Source organism: Chryseobacterium hilariae (assembly GCF_051400735.1).
GTDB lineage: Bacteria > Bacteroidota > Bacteroidia > Flavobacteriales > Weeksellaceae > Chryseobacterium.
The window spans coordinates 68,701-88,631 of the sequence record NZ_JBLFFJ010000008.1 but is presented as its reverse complement, the minus strand read 5'-3'; the positions used below and the strand labels follow the sequence as shown (position 1 = coordinate 88,631).

At 36.5% G+C, this 19,931-nt stretch carries 15 protein-coding genes and 1 CRISPR repeat array (1 of these 16 running past the window's edge); of the genes, 5 read left to right on the top strand and 10 right to left on the bottom strand.

The features are described from left to right. Nucleotides 1–320: a CRISPR direct-repeat array (repeat unit 47 nt; unit sequence GTTGTGAATTGCTTTCAAAAATTATTATCTTCGTGATTAGTCACAGC); it reaches 35 nt to the left of the window's first position. 57 nt (nucleotides 321–377) lie between these two features. The 5 genes from cas2 to katG all read right to left on the bottom strand — a co-directional run bounded on the left by cas2 (nucleotide 378) and on the right by katG (nucleotide 9,373). Beyond that, nucleotides 378–716 (bottom strand): CRISPR-associated endonuclease Cas2, encoded by a 339-nt coding sequence (cas2, locus tag ACMGDK_RS19190; RefSeq protein ID WP_436809419.1) that lies wholly within the window; start codon nucleotides 714–716, stop codon nucleotides 378–380. Further along, entirely contained in the window at nucleotides 713–1,606 is an 894-nt protein-coding gene (gene cas1 / locus ACMGDK_RS19185; RefSeq protein WP_436809418.1) for a type II CRISPR-associated endonuclease Cas1, read from the bottom strand. Before cas1 ends, cas2 begins: the two co-directional genes overlap by 4 nt. Continuing rightward, nucleotides 1,603–5,403 (bottom strand): type II CRISPR RNA-guided endonuclease Cas9, encoded by a 3,801-nt coding sequence (gene cas9 / locus ACMGDK_RS19180; RefSeq protein WP_436809417.1) that lies wholly within the window; start codon nucleotides 5,401–5,403, stop codon nucleotides 1,603–1,605. The genes cas1 and cas9 overlap by 4 nt, the downstream gene beginning before the upstream one ends. Nucleotides 5,404–5,730: 327 nt before the next feature. Then, nucleotides 5,731–6,873: a phage tail-like protein gene (locus ACMGDK_RS19175; RefSeq protein WP_436809416.1), complete on the bottom strand. Its 1,143-nt coding sequence runs from the start codon at nucleotides 6,871–6,873 to the stop codon at nucleotides 5,731–5,733. Between the two features lie 220 nt (nucleotides 6,874–7,093). Further along, nucleotides 7,094–9,373, bottom strand: coding sequence for a catalase/peroxidase HPI (gene katG, locus ACMGDK_RS19170; protein WP_436809415.1), 2,280 nt, complete (start codon nucleotides 9,371–9,373; stop codon nucleotides 7,094–7,096). Nucleotides 9,374–9,703: 330 nt separating this feature from the next. On the opposite strand from katG, the gene ACMGDK_RS19165 reads away from it, so the two are divergent. Beyond that, nucleotides 9,704–10,165 (top strand): heme-binding domain-containing protein, encoded by a 462-nt coding sequence (locus ACMGDK_RS19165; RefSeq protein WP_436809414.1) that lies wholly within the window; start codon nucleotides 9,704–9,706, stop codon nucleotides 10,163–10,165. An 11-nt stretch (nucleotides 10,166–10,176) separates the two neighbouring features. Continuing rightward, nucleotides 10,177–10,590 (top strand): thiol-disulfide oxidoreductase DCC family protein, encoded by a 414-nt coding sequence (locus tag ACMGDK_RS19160; protein WP_436809413.1) that lies wholly within the window; start codon nucleotides 10,177–10,179, stop codon nucleotides 10,588–10,590. A gap of 94 nt (nucleotides 10,591–10,684) precedes the next feature. On the opposite strand, the gene ACMGDK_RS19155 is transcribed toward ACMGDK_RS19160, so the two are convergent. Next, the gene (locus ACMGDK_RS19155) at nucleotides 10,685–12,118 is read right to left on the bottom strand and encodes an alpha-amylase (protein WP_436809412.1); all 1,434 of its coding nucleotides are present in this window, start codon (nucleotides 12,116–12,118) and stop codon (nucleotides 10,685–10,687) included. 188 nt (nucleotides 12,119–12,306) lie between these two features. Between ACMGDK_RS19155 and ACMGDK_RS19150 the strand changes: the two genes are divergently transcribed. Next, the gene (locus tag ACMGDK_RS19150) at nucleotides 12,307–12,981 is read left to right on the top strand and encodes a DUF4290 domain-containing protein (protein ID WP_436809411.1); all 675 of its coding nucleotides are present in this window, start codon (nucleotides 12,307–12,309) and stop codon (nucleotides 12,979–12,981) included. Continuing rightward, on the top strand, nucleotides 12,981–14,288 hold the full coding sequence (gene murA, locus ACMGDK_RS19145) for a UDP-N-acetylglucosamine 1-carboxyvinyltransferase (RefSeq protein ID WP_436809410.1): 1,308 nt from the start codon (nucleotides 12,981–12,983) through the stop codon (nucleotides 14,286–14,288). Before ACMGDK_RS19150 ends, murA begins: the two co-directional genes overlap by 1 nt. Before the next feature lie 344 nt (nucleotides 14,289–14,632). Here murA and ACMGDK_RS19140 read toward each other — a convergent pair whose 3' ends face one another. The 4 genes from ACMGDK_RS19140 to ACMGDK_RS19125 all read right to left on the bottom strand — a co-directional run bounded on the left by ACMGDK_RS19140 (nucleotide 14,633) and on the right by ACMGDK_RS19125 (nucleotide 18,316). Continuing rightward, nucleotides 14,633–14,944 carry an NIL domain-containing protein gene (locus tag ACMGDK_RS19140; protein ID WP_436809409.1) on the bottom strand — a complete coding sequence of 104 codons (312 nt, stop codon included), beginning with the start codon at nucleotides 14,942–14,944 and terminating at the stop codon, nucleotides 14,633–14,635. Nucleotides 14,945–15,193: 249 nt separating this feature from the next. Continuing rightward, nucleotides 15,194–15,865, bottom strand: coding sequence for a YiiX/YebB-like N1pC/P60 family cysteine hydrolase (locus tag ACMGDK_RS19135; protein WP_436809408.1), 672 nt, complete (start codon nucleotides 15,863–15,865; stop codon nucleotides 15,194–15,196). 48 nt (nucleotides 15,866–15,913) lie between these two features. Then, on the bottom strand, nucleotides 15,914–16,396 hold the full coding sequence (locus ACMGDK_RS19130; RefSeq protein WP_436809407.1) for a DUF1801 domain-containing protein: 483 nt from the start codon (nucleotides 16,394–16,396) through the stop codon (nucleotides 15,914–15,916). A gap of 123 nt (nucleotides 16,397–16,519) precedes the next feature. Then, nucleotides 16,520–18,316 (bottom strand): T9SS type A sorting domain-containing protein, encoded by a 1,797-nt coding sequence (locus tag ACMGDK_RS19125; protein WP_436809406.1) that lies wholly within the window; start codon nucleotides 18,314–18,316, stop codon nucleotides 16,520–16,522. Nucleotides 18,317–18,719: 403 nt separating this feature from the next. Here ACMGDK_RS19125 and ACMGDK_RS19120 point away from each other — a divergent pair, with 403 nt between their 5' ends. Then, nucleotides 18,720–19,925: a pyridoxal phosphate-dependent aminotransferase gene (locus ACMGDK_RS19120; protein WP_436809405.1), complete on the top strand. Its 1,206-nt coding sequence runs from the start codon at nucleotides 18,720–18,722 to the stop codon at nucleotides 19,923–19,925. Nucleotides 19,926–19,931: the final 6 nt, after the last annotated feature.

The following is a 19,931-nucleotide window of genomic DNA, read 5'->3' as shown; positions in this document are numbered from 1 at the left end:
ATTAGTCACAGCTATTGAAGGAAAAGTACATAGTATCTCTCTGTTGTGAATTGCTTTCAAAAATTATTATCTTCGTGATTAGTCACAGCTTAATAAGAAAAGAACCATCATCTAAAGCTGTTGTGAATTGCTTTCAAAAATTATTATCTTCGTGATTAGTCACAGCAACCACAGCCAAGTATTTCAACTCTAAAGGGTTGTGAATTGCTTTCAAAAATTATTATCTTCGTGATTAGTCACAGCTATAGACTACAATACCGATACTTATGTACAGTTGTGAATTGCTTTCAAAAATTATTATCTTCGTGATTAGTCACAGCCTCAAAAAATAATCTATTGATTTTCAATAGATTATTTTTATTTTTAGAATTTAAAATTTAGAATAATTCCAGTTGTTGGAACGTTGGAGGTGGTTCTTCTTTATTTCTGGCAAAGAAAATTTCAATATCACCAAATTGTTTATCCGTTATACACATAATAGCAACTTTTCCTGCTTTTGGAAGCATAAATTTGACTCTTTTAATATGAACTTCAGCATTTTCCCGGCTTGGACAGTGCCGAACATACATTGAAAACTGAAACAATGTGAATCCATCATTTATCAATGATTTACGAAAACTGTTAGCATCCTTTATGTTAGCTTTTGTTTCCGTTGGTAAGTCATACAATACTAATACCCACATGATTCGGTATGCATTAAACCTTTCGGCATTCATATCAGTTCAGGATAAGAAATCAATCTTTTTTCTCCAGTATAGCATTTGTATAACGATGATGCTGTCATTTTTGTAGCAATTAACAAAGGTCTTGTTTTACCACCGATACTTACATCCTTTGTTGCGATTTGCAGAATATGAGCTTTGAACTCTTTACTTAATTCTTCTGAATCAGGATTTTTAATTAACCAATCCATTACTAACCAATCCACAAAAGGTCGGTAAGGTTCCATAAGATCATCCGCCAGACAATATGGATTATATTTATTCTTGTGAAAAATTCCTAATACCGGCAACAATCCGGTTTCTATAATTGCGCGTGCAACAATACTTCTTAGAACGGAGTATCCGAAATTGAAAAACTGATTCGGTGAATCCCCAAAACGTTGTCGCAAAAAATCTAAGCTAATGAGGTATTTCCAATAATGTTGAGCTGCAATGCCTTCCATATTAGTAATATCACCACTTTTTACATTTTTCTGATATTCTGTCATTGGTTCAAAATAATTCCCAAATCTTATCAAAACATTTTTCTGATTTTCAATCTTACATTCTACGGTCTGTTTCCAAAGCTGCTTCTTTAAAGGCTCTGTGGCTTCCAATTGATCTTTTACCCTATCAGAATGTTCTGTATGTCCGTAAATCGGCAGCATCATTCCGTGTGGTAAATGATGATTGTCACAACTAATAATGACAACATTATTTCCCATCATTTTCTGAATCAGATTATGTGAAATTGTAATCTGAAAATGATCCAACATCAATAATCCCAAATCTTCTACTGGAACACTCCCTTTTTCTGCTCTTGTTTCCGGGCAAAGGATTTTCATTTGTTCATCTTTAAGTTTGAGATAAGCAGGGTTGCCTATATAGATGGAACGAGTGATCATAATTCTCCTATTTTTATGATTTCTCCCAAATGATTTAGTCTAACTTTAATAGGATTCATTCCCAATAACACTCCAACACTTTTAAATCTGAAATAGCGTTTAGAATCTTTTGCCGTTGCAATATTTTTCAACTCAGAATTTTTTGTTTCCAAATGATGCCTAAACCAATAGTCGTTATTGGAAATACTCCAAACCAAATACAAATATTTACTCAATAAAGACTTATTATTATTTTTAACAGCTTCATCAAATTCCTCTTGTGACAGTCCGAGAATAAACATTTCATTTTGCTGCATACTGAATTTAAAATTAAGATTATCTGCTGGTAGTTTGCTTAAAAATGATTCAGGAAATTCTTTATCTAACAATTGATTCCAAACATAAGAGGAGTTTTTAATAATAGTGGAAATATTATATTTTTTCCTTTCTACAGCATTCCAAAAAGTGCAAATGTGCTGGATAGGCTTATTATTTTCATCCTCATAAATCGCAATGTGATGATTATTTCCTGTAAGAACAAAACCTATTTCTTTACCATTTTCATCTTTTCTGATAGCCTGTAAATTATTAGCATCCGGACGTGCAAATAAACGAACCGTTATAATCGGTATTTGCTTTTCTTTATTAAACCAAAGTATATCCTTAAACGCTTCTTTTTCTTTATTTCCAAATTCAGCTAATCTTTCTTTCACTAAAAACTTTACTCTTTCATCAACAATATCATCAACCTGATTTACTTTTAAACTTTGCAGCTTATATTTTAGAACAGTTGCATCATTATAACAAGACGCTTTTTCAAGAATTTCTGTTTTTTCTTCATTCAAAAAGATTGGATTTTTTTTCAATGTTAACAAAGCCGTTTTAGAGTTATTTTCATTTTCTAAAAGTCTTTTTCTCGCCAAACCTTTAACCTTTGGATTTATTATTTTTTCTGAGTTTTCAAATAAGTATTTTAAAGGTTTATCTCTTTCAATTATTTTTATTTTACCATAAACAGATTGTTCGTGCAAAGCTCCTCTTGGAACAATAACACCAGTATCCTTATTTTTTCCGGTAGCTTTAAATTTAGTTATTGTAGCAACTTTTTTACCTGCTTTGAAAGAAACTAAAATATTATCAGCTTCTTTCATCACCTGCCCTGTACTAAAAGGCTTTTGAGTTTTTAAATACTTTTCTAAAAGGGTTGTTTTTTCATTAAATTCTATTTTCGCTTCTTCAATTTCTTTATTCATTAAATCCTTGGTTTCACTAGAATTTAATGTGTTGATACGTTGAATAAAGCCTTGTTTCGTACACGCAATTACAAGAGCATCAATGGCATGATGACGGTGGTCATCTCTTTTAGTCCAATTTTCTATTTCTTCTTTTTGATGTTTTCTTTTCCCGTGTTCACTTGTCCATTCTTTCATGACGGTTTGTCCCAATGCTTTGTATTTATATATTTGTAAATTCATCAAAACATCGTCCCACCCCCATAAATTACGTAGCTTTGCTGTAACTCCGCCTTCCGTTGTAGTTATATTATTACATACCTTTTGTAAAATTTCTCTTGACTTTTGTGCAATATATTGGGTATCTCTAAGTTGTCTATCAATGAAGTTTTCCCAAAGCTTTTTATCAGTTTCGGTTTCCTTTTTCAAACTTTTACGCTCAAGATATTCTTTATATGAAACTTTCAGCCTTTGCATTTTACTGTAAGAAATAATTCCGCGTTTAAACCAGTCATCAATACGTTCAGAATAAATTCGCACTTGTTTCTCTCCTTTTGTTGCTATATAATCATAGGCGGTTTGATTCGTTTTGGTAGAATTACATTTTCTATGAACTAAAACCTTGTTAGTTTGAGAATCATCAAATAATAGTGCTTTTGGTACAATATGGTCAATATCATAAGCATCTCCGCTTAATGCTTCTGTAAGATTAAAAGTTTCCCCACAATAAATACATTGATTGTTTACTTGAGCTTCCTTTAAATTTTTACTGAGTGAAGGAAAAATAAATTTATATTTTTGAATATATCGTTTAGTTACAGGTAAGCCCAGTTCAGCTAATCGCTTACCAATTTCTTCATTGAGTTTTTTATTTTTGGAATTTTGTAAATCCGTTTCATTTCGTTCGTCTTTGCTTTGCTTAAGCTCACGTGCGAGTTCAACTCTTATTTCAAAAGGTTTTCCATATTGTTCGAGGATTGCATTGACCACATTAATCATCTGGTTCAGAATTTTCTCGACGATAGGTTGCCTCAAACTATTTTTAAGAAGGAGTTGTAATCGGTCTAAAGTCACCTGCTGTTCTCTTTCATCTTTCGTCAAAGAATTAGAATGATTATACCCAGCCAAACTGCAAGACTGAGAATAATCGTAACCCTCCATTAGAAAAGGAAGAATTTTTCTCATTGATTTGCTTGATTTGTTTCCGAAAGCTTGTTTATTAAAATCAATGCGGGATAACTTTCCAGCAGTTTCATCATCAAAACCAAATCTTTTGATTAAAGCATTTTTACATTCATCTAAATCTTTCAGGGAATAGATGGTATGCCACAGTTGATACAATGGTTCTTTCTCCAATGATGCATCAAGTTCAAGACCTGCTCTTTCTTCCAGAATTTCTCCAGTCTTTTTATCCACCAATATTGAAGTATAATTTGATGGAATGATAGAAACTCTAAAATTTAAAAGATCACTATCACCCAAAATATTATGGAGAGCCGTATAAGTTTCATTTCCTTTAATGCCTTTAAGAATTTGTTTATTTACATAAACATCATTTTTATTTAATTCTAAGATTTCAAGAAGCTTAGTAAAACTTAAACTTTCATTTTTAAACAAATAATCTGCTAATATTTCTTTCTCTTCTAAAGTAGGAATTTTCTCACTCCATTTATAGTTGCTTCCAACCGGATTTTTAACTTTAATCGAAATCGTATTTACTACTTCCCAAATACGACATAGTTGAAATAAAGGAGAAGTTTTCGGAGCAACTTTAGGTCCCGCGAATACCACTTTATCTTTATTTTTTTCTTTATTGAAAATAGTTTTTTCAAAGCCCTCAAATTCACAAATACTGACCAACCCTTTTTGCGATTTAAGCTTTCGTTGAAAATAAATAATCTCATTTCTTAATTGATGAACAACTTCATCTGTAAGAAATTCATGTTTGGCTTTTTGAACTTTAATAATGGTGTCAAATTCTTCAGTATATGCTTCTCTTGGATAAACTTCTTCCTTAATTCTGAAGTAAGAATTATTAACATTTGCATTATACAATTCTTCATAAAAATACTGACCTATAGTCTGATTTCTATCTTTCAGTTGAACATAACGCCCTTTAACTGCCTGAACATAATCCGTCTCCTTTTTATCAGCATTAGCTTCGCTTCTTGCAGATTTATACCCCCTCTTTTGATTAAGCATATACAAAACACGTCCTAATTGCTCGGCAGAAATATTTTCATTTGGGTTAGCAGAATCACTTCTTAATTTCCACAAATCAAGCATTGGAAGTTTTAACAATTCTTCCGAAGGGAAAATATTATATCTATTTAAAAATTTTTTTAAATCACCTTTTTTTAGTTGCTTTCTGTCATAACCTTTTCTTTGAGTACGGTTAATCGTCCTGCTTTGATTTTTAGTAATTGACAAACCTCGTTGGAATTCATCTCTGTCATTTGAAGACAAAGAAATTATTCTGGATCCCATTGCAATAATTCGAATAGGGATATTATTTTCATCGACTTCAATTAATGCCCATCCAATGGAGTTAGTTCCTAAGTCTAATCCAAGTATATATTTTGCCATAGCCATCTAGTTTTCATAATATAAAAATAGAAAGAAAAAAGTTATTCAAATTATGGGTTTCCGTAAATCAACTAATCAATTTTTAATTTATATTTGTATTAATAATTTTGAAAAGCAATTCACAATAAGGATTATTCCGTTGTGAAAACATTTAGCGCCTCGACTATCTTCGGGGCATTTTTTATTTAACTTCATATTCTATTATTTTCTTAAGATAATATTTTTCAGGAATTCTAAAACTTCTATTTGATATAAAAAAAGCCTTTAAATTAAACATTTTAAAGGCTCTTCTTCTCCAACATAATTCATTCTTTTAGAATGGCTCATTTAATATCTCGAAATTATCACCCAGGCTGAGCCGGTGCTTTGCACCACAATTGCTCTTCCTAAATTGCTGTTATTTAAATCATAATTGGTGAAATTACCTCCATTAATCCTAAAAGCTCCATTAATAGTAACAATTCCGGCTGTATCATTTACCAAATTATAAACTTTACCCTGATTGGCTGTGCTTGGTACTGGAAGTGAAATATTTCCTGCTACAAGGATTGTATAATCATCTGCTGCAACAGCTCCTGAAGACATTATTCTTATTTTTGCATTTAAAGATGAAGCGTCTCTCCAGGATAATGCTCCAGCCCCGTCTGTTACTAAAGCCTGACCGGTCTGACCGCTTGTTCTTGGAAAAGTATAATATCCCTGAGGTATTCCGGAAGCGTCTTTATAAGAAAAAGTAATCCCTTTAAGCTTTTCAATGACAATATCTGTTGATCCTGTCCCAACTCCATTATGGCTCAGGGTAAGATTACTGACACTACCCTTGCTTATCCCCCATATAGAAGCATTTACACTTTGATCCAGATTATTTGAAACTAAGGCAAAAGATCCACCAGTAGACTCTGAAAAAGCAGCAATACTTCCTCCACCTAATCCATTATTGGACTGTAAACTGCTTATTCCCGGTCTCGTCATTACTACACTTGTACTTGTAGCAGCAGACAGATCACTATTATCTGAATAATAGATACCACTGCCTGCTCCTAAAAGGTTAGTATCTGCACCAAAGTAATTACTTCCGGTTCCGTATTGAGCTTTCATATCGCCTTTCACTTCAAATTGTCGGTCAGACACAAGATCAGCAGCAGTAAATCCAATCCCTACCTTTCTATTTTGACAAATATTTTGGTCATTAGCGGTTGCAGGATTGGCCGTATTCTGTACATTCCATGGCGATGCAAAAATCCCAGTATTTAGCTTTATCCATTTATTCAAATCTCCGTTAAAATAGTAATATCCAGCTGAATTTACGTCAACAGTTTGCCCACTTAAAGCCCCGGCCGCAGTTACATATACCAATGCTCCAGTTTGTAAAGGTGTATAAAGTTTAAGGTTGAGTTGATCACCTGTAATTCTGGGTGCAATAATTCCGTCAAACTTTGAGGTATCGGCCGGTTTTCCAGCTACATCCATGTCGCGTTCGGAAGATCTGTATTAATACCGATTTGACCAAAACTAAAAGACCCTACCAATAATAGGGCAGGAAATAATTTTCTTAACATATTTATTTGTTTTTATTAACAAATATATAATTAATTTGAATATTTTAGTATTTTAAAATCATTTTATATAAATATTTATAAAAAAAGACAGCTTTTAATGCTGTCTTGATAATATTATGTTAAGTAGATAATTATTTTAAATCAAATCTGTCCGAATTCATTACTTTAACCCAAGCAGAAACAAAATCATTTAAAAATTTTCTATGAGCATCGGAACTGGCATATACTTCTGCAATTGCTCTCAATTCAGAATTGGATCCGAATACAAGATCTGCGCGGGTAGCTGTCCATTTTGGCTGACCTGTTGACCGATCAGTTCCCATATACAGTTCCTGATCTTCTGAAATAGCTTTCCATTGCGTTCCCATGTCGAGAAGATTAACAAAGAAATCATTGGTAAGTACTCCCGGACGGTTGGTAAATACCCCGTGTTTTGATCCGTCAAAATTCGTGTCCAGTGCGCGCATCCCGCCTATAAGTACGGTAAGCTCAGGTGCCGTTAAGCTTAAAAGCTGTGCTTTATCAATCAGTAAAGATTCTGTAGATACGCTGAATTTCTTTTTCAGATAGTTACGGAATCCATCTGCCGCAGGCTCTAAGTAGCCCATGGATTCTACATCGGTCTGTTCCTGTGAAGCATCCATTCTTCCGGGTGCAAAAGGAACTTTGATATCATGCCCCGATTCTTTTGCAGCTTTTTCAACTCCTGCACTTCCCGCAAGAACAATTACATCCGCCAATGATACTTTTTTATTGACAACTTGAGTGTTGTTGAATTCTTTTTGAATATTTTCCAAAACTCCTAAAACTTTCTGAAGCTGAGCAGGGTTGTTTACCTCCCAATCTTTTTGAGGAGCCAGCCTGATTCTTGCTCCGTTAGCACCACCGCGTTTATCGCTACCTCTAAATGTAGATGCGGAAGCCCATGCAGTAGATACCAATTCTGAAACACTTAATCCTGAATTTAATATTTTCTCTTTTAAGAAGTCAATATCTCCATCATTGATCAGTTCATGATCAACTTGAGGAATAGGATCCTGCCAGATCAGTTCTTCCTGAGGAACGTCAGGTCCCAGATATCTTGCTTTAGGGCCTATATCTCTGTGAGTAAGCTTAAACCATGCTCTTGAGAAGGCATCTGCAAATGCATCCGGGTTTTCATAAAAATGTCTTGAGATTTTTTCATACACAGGATCCAGTCTTAAAGAAAGATCTGTTGTCAGCATGGTTGGTCTGTGTTTTTTTGCCGGATCAAAGGCATCAGGAATGATCTCTGCTCCGTCTTTGGCTACCCATTGGTGAGCTCCGGCAGGGCTTTTGGTCAGTTCCCATTCATTTTCAAATAAATTTTTAAAGAAATAATTACTCCACTCGGTTGGCGTTTCCGTCCAGGTAACTTCCAGACCACTGGAAATGGCATCTGTCCCTTTTCCTGATTTATAAGTGCTGCTCCATCCTAATCCCTGAAGCTCAATTCCTGCAGCTTCCGGCTCTTTTCCTACATTATCGGCAGGCCCGGCTCCATGTGTTTTTCCAAAAGTATGTCCACCGGCAATTAAAGCTACGGTTTCTTCATCATTCATTGCCATGCGTCCGAAAGTATCACGGATATCTTTGGCTGCTGCAATAGGATCAGGATTTCCGTCCGGTCCTTCAGGATTCACATAAATAAGTCCCATCTGTACGGCAGCAAGGGGCTTTTCGAGGTTTCTGGAGTGAATATCACCGTCTGCATCATCATCGGTAGGAAGTACGCCGTGTTTTTCCGAAACTCCTTCTGAACCGTGAGCATAACGCAGGTCGCCTCCCAGCCATGTTTTTTCTGATCCCCAATAAATATCCATATCCGGTTCCCAGACATCTTCACGTCCTCCTGCAAAACCGAATGTTTTAAAGCCCATAGATTCCAGAGCGATATTTCCGGTGAGGATCAAAAGGTCCGCCCAGGAAATTTTCTTTCCATATTTTTGTTTGATAGGCCATAATAATCTTCTGGCTTTGTCTAAACTTACATTATCCGGCCAGCTGTTCAGCGGGGCAAAACGCTGCTGTCCTGCTCCGGCTCCTCCTCTTCCGTCTCCTACACGGTAAGTTCCTGCACTATGCCAGGCCATACGGATAAACAGAGGACCGTAATGCCCAAAATCTGCAGGCCACCAGTCCTGAGAATCCGTCATTAAAGCGTGAAGATCTCTTTTTACAGCTTCAAGGTCAAGGCTTTTAAATTCTTCCGCATAATCAAAGTCTTTGTCCATAGGATCTGACAGTGACGAGTGCTGGCGCAGGATATCCACTCTAAGCTGATCAGGCCACCAATCAAGATTATTGGTTCCCCCGCCGGCTACGGCTTCTTTTTTCATTGTTCCGTTGTGGAACGGACATTTACTGATGTCATTCAAATCTTTTTCCATTGTCGTTTAATTTTTTATGTTGATTAATACAGTTTCTTTATTAAGACATGACAAACTTACAAAGCTCTAGTCATAAATACAATCTATTAATATTTATTTAAACAATAGTTAAAAACTATAATTTATTAAAATTTACCAATCGTTTGAAAGCATGGTAACAAAAGATATAATAATGCAATTAAGTTAATAAAAATTCAAGAACAGATGTACAAAAAGCAAGACCTAGCGGTGCTATTTAGAATGATTCAAATAAACATTCTATAATTTGATAATCAGTTCATTCGATTTAATAAAATTTGATTATTTTTATAGTTCAAGAATATAATTGATATGAAAAAAATCCTGGTTGTTCTGCTTGTTGCATTTATTATTATACAGTTTTTCCCGATCGACAAGACCAATCCGCCCCCAACGCCGGGTATGGATTTCCTGAAGATCAAAAACACGCCGGAACCTATTGCAAAAATCATCAGAACTTCCTGCTACGACTGTCATTCCAATGAAACAAAATATCCTTGGTATGCCAGCATTTCACCGGCTTCATGGTTTGTTAGAAATCATATAGAGGAAGGAAGAAAGCATCTTAATTTCTCTACTTTTGCAGTATATGAACCCAAGAGACAGGTTGATAAACTGAAAGAATGTATAGAAATGACAGAGAAAGAAGAAATGCCCCTGGAATCTTATTATGTGGGACATCAGAATGCCAAACTAACGCCTGAACAACGCAAAGAACTGGTAAAATATTTCAAAAAAGTAAAAGAAGATACCGAAAGGAAAATGTTATTTTAAAAATCAGGATTATGAGGGAGAAATGGGAAGGTAAGCATATCGTATTTTTTGACGGCGACTGCGGTTTCTGTAATTTTTGGGTGCAATGGATCCTTGAACGGGATAAGAATGACCGATTTATGTTTGCTTCCCTGCAATCTGATTTCGGACAAAAATTTCTTTCTGAAAGAGGTCTTGAAACTAAAGTATTCAATACCCTTTATCTTTGGAAACCGGGACAGTATTACTTCACCAAATCCCGTGCTGTATTACAGATCACTACTGTATTAGGCGGAGTTTACACACTGTTGACAGCCGGAAAAATAATCCCTGGATTTTTAGGTGATCTTATATATGACCTTATCTCAAGAAACAGGATGAATCTGGCCAACCAGAAATGTTTTCTTCCGGATCGTGAACAAAATAAAAAATTTATTGAAGTATAATCTTTTCAATTACGAAAGATGATTGAGGTTTCTATGATGAAGATACACTTAGACAAATAAAAAAGCAAGGATGAATCATCCCTGCTCTATTATATTATTGGTTCAATGACCATATTGAATAACTGTTCGGCGGAGCCTGAATTTTTACCCATTTATCTCCCTGTGTTGTTGGATACCATCCGGAATGACCTGTAAAATCTTTTATCTGCTTACTGCTCCAATTAGTTTCCACCCATCTTTCCTGCCAGCTCGATGAATTATTGATATAAACCACCAGACCTGGATTTCCATTATAACCGTTACGTCTTGCAATATATTCATCATTATCCGTATAGAGTATGGAAGTGGTTCCCGTAGCTTTATTATTATGAATCCAAATCAGATTATTCAGTCTTTCTTTGTTTAACCATTCTTCATAGTCACGGTAAAAAATGGTAGGATAACCTTCGTGAGTAAGAATGTAGGCATACGCCGGCATCTTATTGTTAATAATATCAGTATCATGATTAGCCACAAAAGTCACTGCTTTATACGGGTTTCTTTTCCACATCATATCGTCATTCAGAATATTCAGATTCCCGTTGTCAAAAGCTTCATCCATTTTATAATACGCCGCAAAATCGAAAACGGAGCTGTTGGCATTATTAGCCCACCATTCTAAGGTATTTACATTGGAATCCCAGAGTTCACCAACGGAAAATCCTCCTACATTGGAATTCCAGTTATTAACTACCCAAGGCCCAAAACCTTTGACGTAATCAAATCTCCATCCGTCAAATTTCATGACATTCTTATAATATTTCCCTACAGAATCATCTCTTCCCCAGAGCCAGTCCTGTACATAAGGATTGGCATGACACAGGTCGGGAAATCCTCCGAAAGCACCTTCATCATTATTCCCGTAAGAATTTTTGTAAAAATCATTATAGCTTCGTTGAAATTTTCCGGAAGCGATCCCTGAAAAGTCTGTCCAGGTGTTTGTTCCGGTAAAAGGATTGGCCTGAGACTGCCCACCACTGTTATGATTGATTACAATATCTGCATACACCTGCATGTTTTCTGCATGGGCCTTTGTAATCAATGCCTCCAGCTCGGTCCGGGATCCGAAGCGGGTTTCTACGCTTCCGTTCTGGTTAAAATTTCCAAAATCATAATAATCTGTCGGGTCATACCCCATAGAGTAAGCTCCATTCTGGGCTTTTGAAGCAGGCGGAAGCCATACTGCACTAATCCCGGAATCTGACCAGGCTGTCAGCTTGTCTTTCACAGTGTTCCACCAGGTTCCACCTTCGGGGACATCCCAATAGAATCCCTGCATCATAACCCCGCCTCCGGGTCCTGAGATAAATTTCCCGGCAACAGATCCGCTTCCTGTACTGAAAGGCCGCCCGTCATGATTGGTAACGTTTACGGTTTTGGCATGAACTTGCTCTTTCCGAAGACTTTCATTATCGTTTTCATCACCGTTCTGACAGGAACTAAATAATGCTAAAGCCAGCATCGAAACTAAGAAATGTGTTTTTTTCATACGCGTATTTTAATTATTAATCTATTAACTAAATTACAATTTTATTGAAATAAAGTATATAAAATATACAATCTTTTCATTTTCACTAAATAATTTCTATCAATAGCTATATAAAAATTTCATTAAAAAATCATAAACTTTTAATAATTTCAAAACAATTTTTCTTTTAATCCATATATTTGCATACTATGGAATATAACACCCAAAGAACTCAGCTTCATATGCCGGAATACGGCAGAATTATACAGCAGCTGGTTGAACGCTGCAAAGAGCTCCCTACCAAAGAGGAAAGGAGTGAAATGGCTATGGCCATTATCGATTTTATGGGTCAGAGAAACCCTCAGCTCCGTGACGAAGAAAATTATAAACATAAACTTTGGGATCATCTTTTCATTTTAGCGGAATATGATCTTGATGTGGATTCCCCATATCCTTTTCCTACCAGAGAACAGCTTTCAGAAAAGCCTAAAAGGATGGAATACCCTAAACTTCAGGGAGATTTTAAATTCTACGGAAAAAGTATTCTTCAGCTGATAGAAAAAGCTATCGAACTGGAGCCCGGCGATGAAAAGGAAGCCCTGATCGAGGTGATTGCCAACAACATGAAGAAGTCCTATAATGTATATAATAAGGAACATGTAACGGATGATGTTATTTTCCGTCACCTGAAGGAGCTTTCTGAAAACAGGCTGGATCTTACTGGAATAGAATCTCTGGAAAAGAGCAAAATCTACTATACCAGCAATAACAATAACAGCAGAAACAACAGTAACAGCGGCAGAAGCAGCAACAGTAATAACAACAATAATAAAAACCAGACCAATAAGAGAAGGCATAACAACAACCATAAAAACAGAAAGTAATGAGTGGAACATTTCAGATAAGAGGAGGGAAAAGACTGCATGGTGAAATCACTCCACAAGGGGCAAAAAATGAAGCCCTACAAATTTTATGTGCTGTCCTGTTAACAGATGAGGAGGTAAGAATTAAAAATATTCCGGACATTCATGATGTAAACAGACTGATTGAAATTCTCGGCGATTTCGGGGTGAAGGTAAGCAAGAACGGACAGGGCGATTTCACATTCAAAGCCGATAAGGTCAACTTCGATTATATCAAGTCTGATGAATTTAAAAAAGACGGTGCCAAGCTGAGAGGTTCTATCATGCTGATGGGTCCTATGCTTGCCCGTTATGGTGAAGCGTATATGCCGACTCCGGGAGGTGATAAGATAGGAAGAAGAAGATTAGATACTCATTTCCAGGGACTGGTAGAACTTGGTGCTGAATTTAATTATGACGAGGATGAATATTTCTATTCATTGAAAGCTAAAGAACTGAGAGGGAAATTTATTCTTCTGGAAGAGGCTTCTGTTACCGGAACAGCGAATATTGTAATGGCCGCAGCGCTTGCTAAAGGGAAAACAAGAATCTATAATGCTGCCTGTGAACCTTATCTTCAGCAACTGTGTAAAATGCTGAACAGAATGGGTGCAAACATTTCCGGAATTGGTTCCAACCTGGTAACGATTGAAGGAGTAGAACATCTTCACGGTACGGAACATACAATGCTTCCGGATATGGTAGAGATCGGATCATGGATAGGCCTTGCTGCCATGACGAAATCTGAGATCACTATTAAAAATGTCAACTGGAGCCAGCTTGGCGTTATTCCCAATACTTTCCGAAAATTAGGAATTGAGCTTGAGCAAAGCAATGATGATATTTTTATTCCTGCTCAGGAAAATTATAAGATTCAGAAGTTTATTGACGGTTCTATTCTTACTATTTCGGATGCTCCATGGCCTGGATTTACACCGGATTTATTATCTATTATTTTAGTAGTAGCCACTCAGGCGAAAGGAAGCCTTCTGGTTCATCAGAAAATGTTTGAATCCAGATTATTCTTTGTGGATAAACTGATCGATATGGGTGCACAGATTATTCTGTGTGATCCGCACAGAGCTACAGTAATCGGCCTGAACCAGGAAGCTCCGTTGAGAGGAACTACCATGGTTTCCCCGGATATCAGAGCTGGGAATGCCCTTCTTATCGCAGCACTTTCTGCAGAAGGAAAATCTATCATCCACAATATTGAGCAAATCGACAGAGGTTATGAAAATATTGACGGTAGGCTGAAAGCCATTGGTGCTGATATTGAAAGAATTTAGAATATATCCTATCGTAATAAAAAAGCGTTCAAATTAATTTTTGAACGCTTTTTTTTTCAGGCTTTGATTGATGATTATCAGCCGCCACCGGAACCGCTGCTTGAAATTGACGGTTTGGCAGATGCAGACTGTATGAACTGCCTGAGGCTTGAGTTCAGGGGCAAAGTTCAGAAGAGTTTCGAAAAACTGCGGACTTATAAGAAGCCAAACAGATTACTTGTCATAAAAAACAATGTTTATCAATGTGTTGAATTTTATTTTTTATCCTGTTTCAGGTTATTATAACAAAAAAAGCACCCGGTAAACCGGATACTTTCTTGTAATTAAAACTATATGAATCTCCCCTAAAAATACTTACGGCAGTTATATTCCACCATGGTATTTAAAAGTTTATTTTTATTCAGGTAAAATTCCAGCTGCTGGTAATCTTCTGAATTGACATTGATGTATAACTGTACTGAACCAAAACTGTTTCCGTTGACATATTCTACATTAGCAGACAACACCTTGTGACAGATTCCGAACTGATTATAGATGGTATTCATTAAATGCTCAAATTTCATTTTACCATTTAATTCTATCTCAAGTATCAGTTCTTTTTTAGGCAGGCTAATTGTGTTGGGTAGAACCTGCAGCGTTGGATTAGGTGTGATCATCACTAAACAATTTTTTGGTTAAACATTTTCTAGATCATGGTTGCTTTCTTGCGTTAAATCTTTGACAAAAATATAAAAAATTATTAGTCCACCAAATTAGTAGACTAATAATTTTAAATTTTAACTAATTTTTTTTAGATTAATGCTGAAAAGTTATATATCAAACTTTCAGACGCAGACTATTGAACTAAAAAAATACCCTTAAAGATCATTTACATCTTTAAAGGTAATGTTATTCTTAAGTGTTATTTACAACTCTCCTATTTTTTCTAATTTATCTGAAGCAGCCAGCCCGTTTGGATTGCATCCCAATTCTCCTTCCGGAACTTTCAGATTCTTCTTTTTATAAAATTCTGCCCAGAAATCATTGGTTTTACCCGTTTTGGGATCAATAAAAGTCATTGGTTCCAGCTTGAATATATGATCATCCCTGAAAGCTCTTTCAATATAATCTGAACAGTAATAAGAATTTTCATCCAGGATATAATTGAAATTATAAGGTTTTCCGATCAAAGATTCTGCTTTTTTAAGGGCAGCGGGAATAAAACTCTGATATTCCGGCTTGAGACGGTAAATTATTACTTTCTGGCCATCATCAGCCTGATCCGTGAGAAATGATTCCAGATCCTGTTTTTGAGAACCACCTTTGGGAGCTGCATGCAGTACGTACCAGTGATTTTTTTCTTTTTCTACAATTCCAATATGATCAAATGATATCTCTTTTTGTTTTTGTGTCACATTATTGATCGCTCCGGAGAGGCCGGTTTCTTTTGCAGTAACAAAAAGCAGGTCTCCGTTCTTCAGCTTCCCGGATTTAGCCTGAGGGGCACATTGCTGTAATAACAAAATCACAGCAAGGAAAATGGTACAAGCTAAAGTTTTTAGAACTTTTTGAAGCATATCTTTTTTAAATTTAAGCATAGATTTTTACAGTCCGACACAATTCGGGTTTACAAGTTATCATTGAATCTATTTTTGTTTTGAAACAGATTCCTTACTTTTTTTAAACTGTGTTTCGTAAGTATTGATCCAGTCTTCAACCGTCATTTTTTTACTGACCTCAGCTATGAGCTCAAAAGGAATATCATCCATTTTTTTGAACCTTACACAGGATTTCCCCATATCGAGCTTTCTTTTTGAATATTTGGGATATTCGGTTACAAACCAGTTCAATAATTCAGGATTTGCATAAATTCCCATGTGATAGAATGCAATAAAATTTTTCTGGGAGGCCAGCCCTATAAATGGCAATGGCGTACCCGGTGCACAATGGTAGCCGGCAGGATAAGTTTCGAGGGGAACACCCCAACCAATCACGCCATAGCTGATATTTTCACGAAAGCCTTTTGGCAGGTTATCGTTTATGGTATCAAATAGTATTTTGAATATTTCCTGTCTTTCTTCAGGGATTTTTGAGATATAATCGGTTATAGAATCCGCCGGAATTTGCATTTTTCAGTACGTTTTAATTTCTACCAAAATAACAAAATTTATAATACCAAAGCCGAAATTTAATCCACAAAAAGCGACAGTACATCAATGCACTGCCGCTCACTTTATTGACATTAAAAAAAATTATTTTTTGACAGCCTTCACTGTAGACTGTGACCCGTCTTTGAAGTAGATCGTAACAAAATACAGTCCCGCATTGAGTGTACTTAAATCAAGTTCCTTCATAGCTCCTGTAAATGTCTTCACTGTTCTTCCGGAAGAATCCCCTACCGTTACAGATTTCATTTCTCTATTATCTGAGATATAAAGAACATCTTTGAACGGATTTGGATGAACCGATACTTTTTTAATGCCGTTTTTTACTTCTGAAGTACTCAGCTGTGCACTTTCAACGGTAAAATTATCAACATAAAAATTATAGTCAGGATCATCGTTTACTGTTCCCGCTGTACCGTAAAAAGCAAATACGGTATTGGCACTGTTGTACCCTGCTAAGCTGTAAACATATTGAGTTGATGAATTGGTGGGTGCATTAGCCGCATTCCAAGTTTCCAGAACGGTCCATGTAGTTCCGCCATCATTGGACACTAAAAACTGAACAGAATCATCAGATCCCATTGCTGAAGAACTCGTACTCAGATATGCTGTAACGCCATAATCGAACTTCACTTTATAGGTTCCTGCAGAAAGATTGAACGGCAGTGTTTTTAACCAGCCAGTCCTTCCTGTGCTATATAAATTGATCGTCGCAGATCCACCAGACCCGGTACCCAGGAATCCCCCTGAAACCCAATAGGCGGTTGTCCCTGTAGGTCCTGTAGCAGGAGTTCCTCCGGAAAGCCCAACAGCCCAGCATGTTCCCGGGAAAGTACTGAAATCATTCGTATAGGCAGGAACCACCGCACCACACAAAGTGGTAAATGTTCCTGATAACGACCAGCCGCTCTGAGCTGTGGCAGTACTGCAATTGCTTCTTACCCAATAATAGTATACCGTGCTTGGTGATAAAGACGGAATGGTAAAGGAAGTTCCAGTAACTCCAGGATGATTAGGCACTGTTGCAGCAGTAGGTGCTGTATTGCTTGTACTGTAGTAAATATCATAGCTTACCGCCTGGACACTGGCCGGTATTGTCCATGAAACCTGAGCAGAGTTTGAAGTAAGTGTCCCTACAGGCTGAAGTGTAGGAGCCACACAGTCTGTATAGGCATCAGCAGAAAAAGCAAAAACATTTGCGATTCCCGTACCGCTCACTTTAGTAACCGTAACACTCTGAATAGGTTTGGTGTGATTGGCAGCATCGATGGTTAAGACAGACTGATACAGTCTTGGATTTGTAGAATTCGGCTCCAAAACATTGTTACTTCTGTTGATTCTTCCAATTCCCTGGATCGCAAAACTTGATCCGCCATACCAGTCAGAGATCGCTACACCTGAAAACGTCTGAGAAGTAGTATCCGTAAAATTGACTGTTACATTAACTGTACATGTTCCACTTCCACCGGTAGAAAGCATATATACTTTAAAGGCGGGAGCTGGCGTTGTAAATGTAAGGGTTCCGGTATTACTGCCGGCAGTATTGCTTGAAATCCTTAAGGAATTGTTTCCAGACAGATCTCCAAGCATGAAGTTCAACCCTGGTGTAGAAGCCGCTACGGAATTGATGATCCCGTTGACTGGAAGGCCATAAGTAAGCGGTGCACTAGTAGATGTTAGCTGAAAATCCCTTGCTACAAATGCAAAAGACACTCCGTCAACATCTTCTGTAGTGGATGTCATTGCCGAGCCGATACCGTTGGCAATTACATCTGCCGTATATCCGGATTGTACAGGCATCGTTTGAAAATTCTGGGCATTCATGGACGATGCCGCAAAAAGAGTCAAAACAGATAAAACTCTAAATGGTAAATGTATTTTCATAATTATTTTTTATTAGTGTTGAAATTTAATAAAAAAACCAATACAAAATCAATATTTTTATAAAATAATCAATCATTTGTAAATAAATTTAAGATATTGATATTTTAAATTATATAAAAACATTATTTTCCGACCAAATACTTTATTTTCATTTTAATGTATTATTTTAACAATCTTAATCATTTTTGACATATCGTTAATTTCTGGTAGTCCTATCTTTAACAGGCTGGTGGCCAATATCAAGCATACATAGAAAGAATTACAATTGCAATCAAAAGAAGGGACAACAATCAATTTTAATTCGCTGATTTCCAAAACAATTAAAAAGCGTCCAAAATGGGCAACAGGTTATTTTATTATTGAGAAATTAAATCTTATTTTTGCCATACAAATTTTTTGAACAATGCCAAATATTTCAAACAGAGCACAGCATATGCCGCCTTCGCCGGTAAGAAAACTTGTTCCTTATGCTTTAAAAGCTAAACAGCAGGGAATAAAAGTATATCATCTCAATATAGGGCAGCCTGATATTGAAACACCGGAAACGGCTTTAAACGCTTTAAAGAATATCGATCTTAAAGTATTGGAGTATGCACTTTCTGAAGGTAATATAGAATACAGAAAAGCCCTTACGGAGTATTATCACACGTTAGGTTTTTCGGATTTGACGCCTGATAATTTCATTGTGACTAACGGAGGGTCTGAAGCATTAAACTTTGCCATCTCCACTTTATGTGACGACGGCGACGAAGTAATCATTCCTGAACCTTATTATGCCAATTACAACGGTTTCACCAGCACATTCAACGTCAACGTTGTAGCGGTTCCGTCTACTATTGACACTGGTTTTGCCCTTCCTCCGATCGAAGAATTTGAGAAAAAAATCACAGAAAAAACAAGAGCAATTGTTATCTGTAATCCTGGGAATCCTACAGGATATCTTTACACCCGTGAAGAGCTTCAGCAGCTGGCAGAAATTGCTTTAAAATACGATATCGTTGTTATTTCCGATGAAGTATACAGAGAATATGTTTATGACGGAAAGCAGCAGATCTCTATGTTGGATTTCCCTGAACTGAGCGATAACTGTATCATCATTGATTCAGAATCCAAGCGCTATTCTATGTGCGGAGTAAGAATCGGGTGTCTGGTAACACGCTCTAAAAAGATTCATGATGCAGCTATGCTTTTTGCACAGGCAAGACTGAGCCCGGTTCTTTTAGGCCAGATCGCAGCAACAGCGGCACACCAGAACGACGGTGCTTACATAAGAGCGGTAAGAGAAGAATATACACACAGAAGAAATATCCTGGTAGATCTTCTTAATGCTATTCCCGGAGTTATCTGTCCTAAGCCGAGAGGAGCTTTCTATTGTGTAGCAGAGCTTCCCGTAGATGATACTGAGAAATTCGCACAGTGGCTTTTAGAAAAATATTCCCTTAATAAGGAAACGATCATGGTAGCTCCTGCAGGAGGTTTCTACAGTGATCCTGAATTGGGAAAAAAACAGGTGAGAATAGCTTACGTCTTGAAAGAGGAAGACCTTAAGAGAAGCGTTGAGATCCTTAAAAATGCTTTAAAGAAATACAGAGAAGAATTCAGTCTCTAAAATATA

What these genes read in the sequence shown, in the direction of transcription:
- cas2 (WP_436809419.1), bottom strand. Translation starts at nt 716, where the DNA reads ATGAATGCCGAAAGGTTTAATGCATACCGAATCATGTGGGTATTAGTA.
- cas1 (WP_436809418.1), bottom strand. Translation starts at nt 1,606, where the DNA reads ATGATCACTCGTTCCATCTATATAGGCAACCCTGCTTATCTCAAACTT.
- cas9 (WP_436809417.1), bottom strand. Translation starts at nt 5,403, where the DNA reads ATGGCAAAATATATACTTGGATTAGACTTAGGAACTAACTCCATTGGA.
- ACMGDK_RS19175 (WP_436809416.1), bottom strand. Translation starts at nt 6,873, where the DNA reads ATGGATGTAGCTGGAAAACCGGCCGATACCTCAAAGTTTGACGGAATT.
- katG (WP_436809415.1), bottom strand. Translation starts at nt 9,373, where the DNA reads ATGGAAAAAGATTTGAATGACATCAGTAAATGTCCGTTCCACAACGGA.
- ACMGDK_RS19165 (WP_436809414.1), top strand. Translation starts at nt 9,704, where the DNA reads ATGAAAAAAATCCTGGTTGTTCTGCTTGTTGCATTTATTATTATACAG.
- ACMGDK_RS19160 (WP_436809413.1), top strand. Translation starts at nt 10,177, where the DNA reads ATGAGGGAGAAATGGGAAGGTAAGCATATCGTATTTTTTGACGGCGAC.
- ACMGDK_RS19155 (WP_436809412.1), bottom strand. Translation starts at nt 12,118, where the DNA reads ATGAAAAAAACACATTTCTTAGTTTCGATGCTGGCTTTAGCATTATTT.
- ACMGDK_RS19150 (WP_436809411.1), top strand. Translation starts at nt 12,307, where the DNA reads ATGGAATATAACACCCAAAGAACTCAGCTTCATATGCCGGAATACGGC.
- murA (WP_436809410.1), top strand. Translation starts at nt 12,981, where the DNA reads ATGAGTGGAACATTTCAGATAAGAGGAGGGAAAAGACTGCATGGTGAA.
- ACMGDK_RS19140 (WP_436809409.1), bottom strand. Translation starts at nt 14,944, where the DNA reads ATGATCACACCTAATCCAACGCTGCAGGTTCTACCCAACACAATTAGC.
- ACMGDK_RS19135 (WP_436809408.1), bottom strand. Translation starts at nt 15,865, where the DNA reads ATGCTTAAATTTAAAAAAGATATGCTTCAAAAAGTTCTAAAAACTTTA.
- ACMGDK_RS19130 (WP_436809407.1), bottom strand. Translation starts at nt 16,396, where the DNA reads ATGCAAATTCCGGCGGATTCTATAACCGATTATATCTCAAAAATCCCT.
- ACMGDK_RS19125 (WP_436809406.1), bottom strand. Translation starts at nt 18,316, where the DNA reads ATGAAAATACATTTACCATTTAGAGTTTTATCTGTTTTGACTCTTTTT.
- ACMGDK_RS19120 (WP_436809405.1), top strand. Translation starts at nt 18,720, where the DNA reads ATGCCAAATATTTCAAACAGAGCACAGCATATGCCGCCTTCGCCGGTA.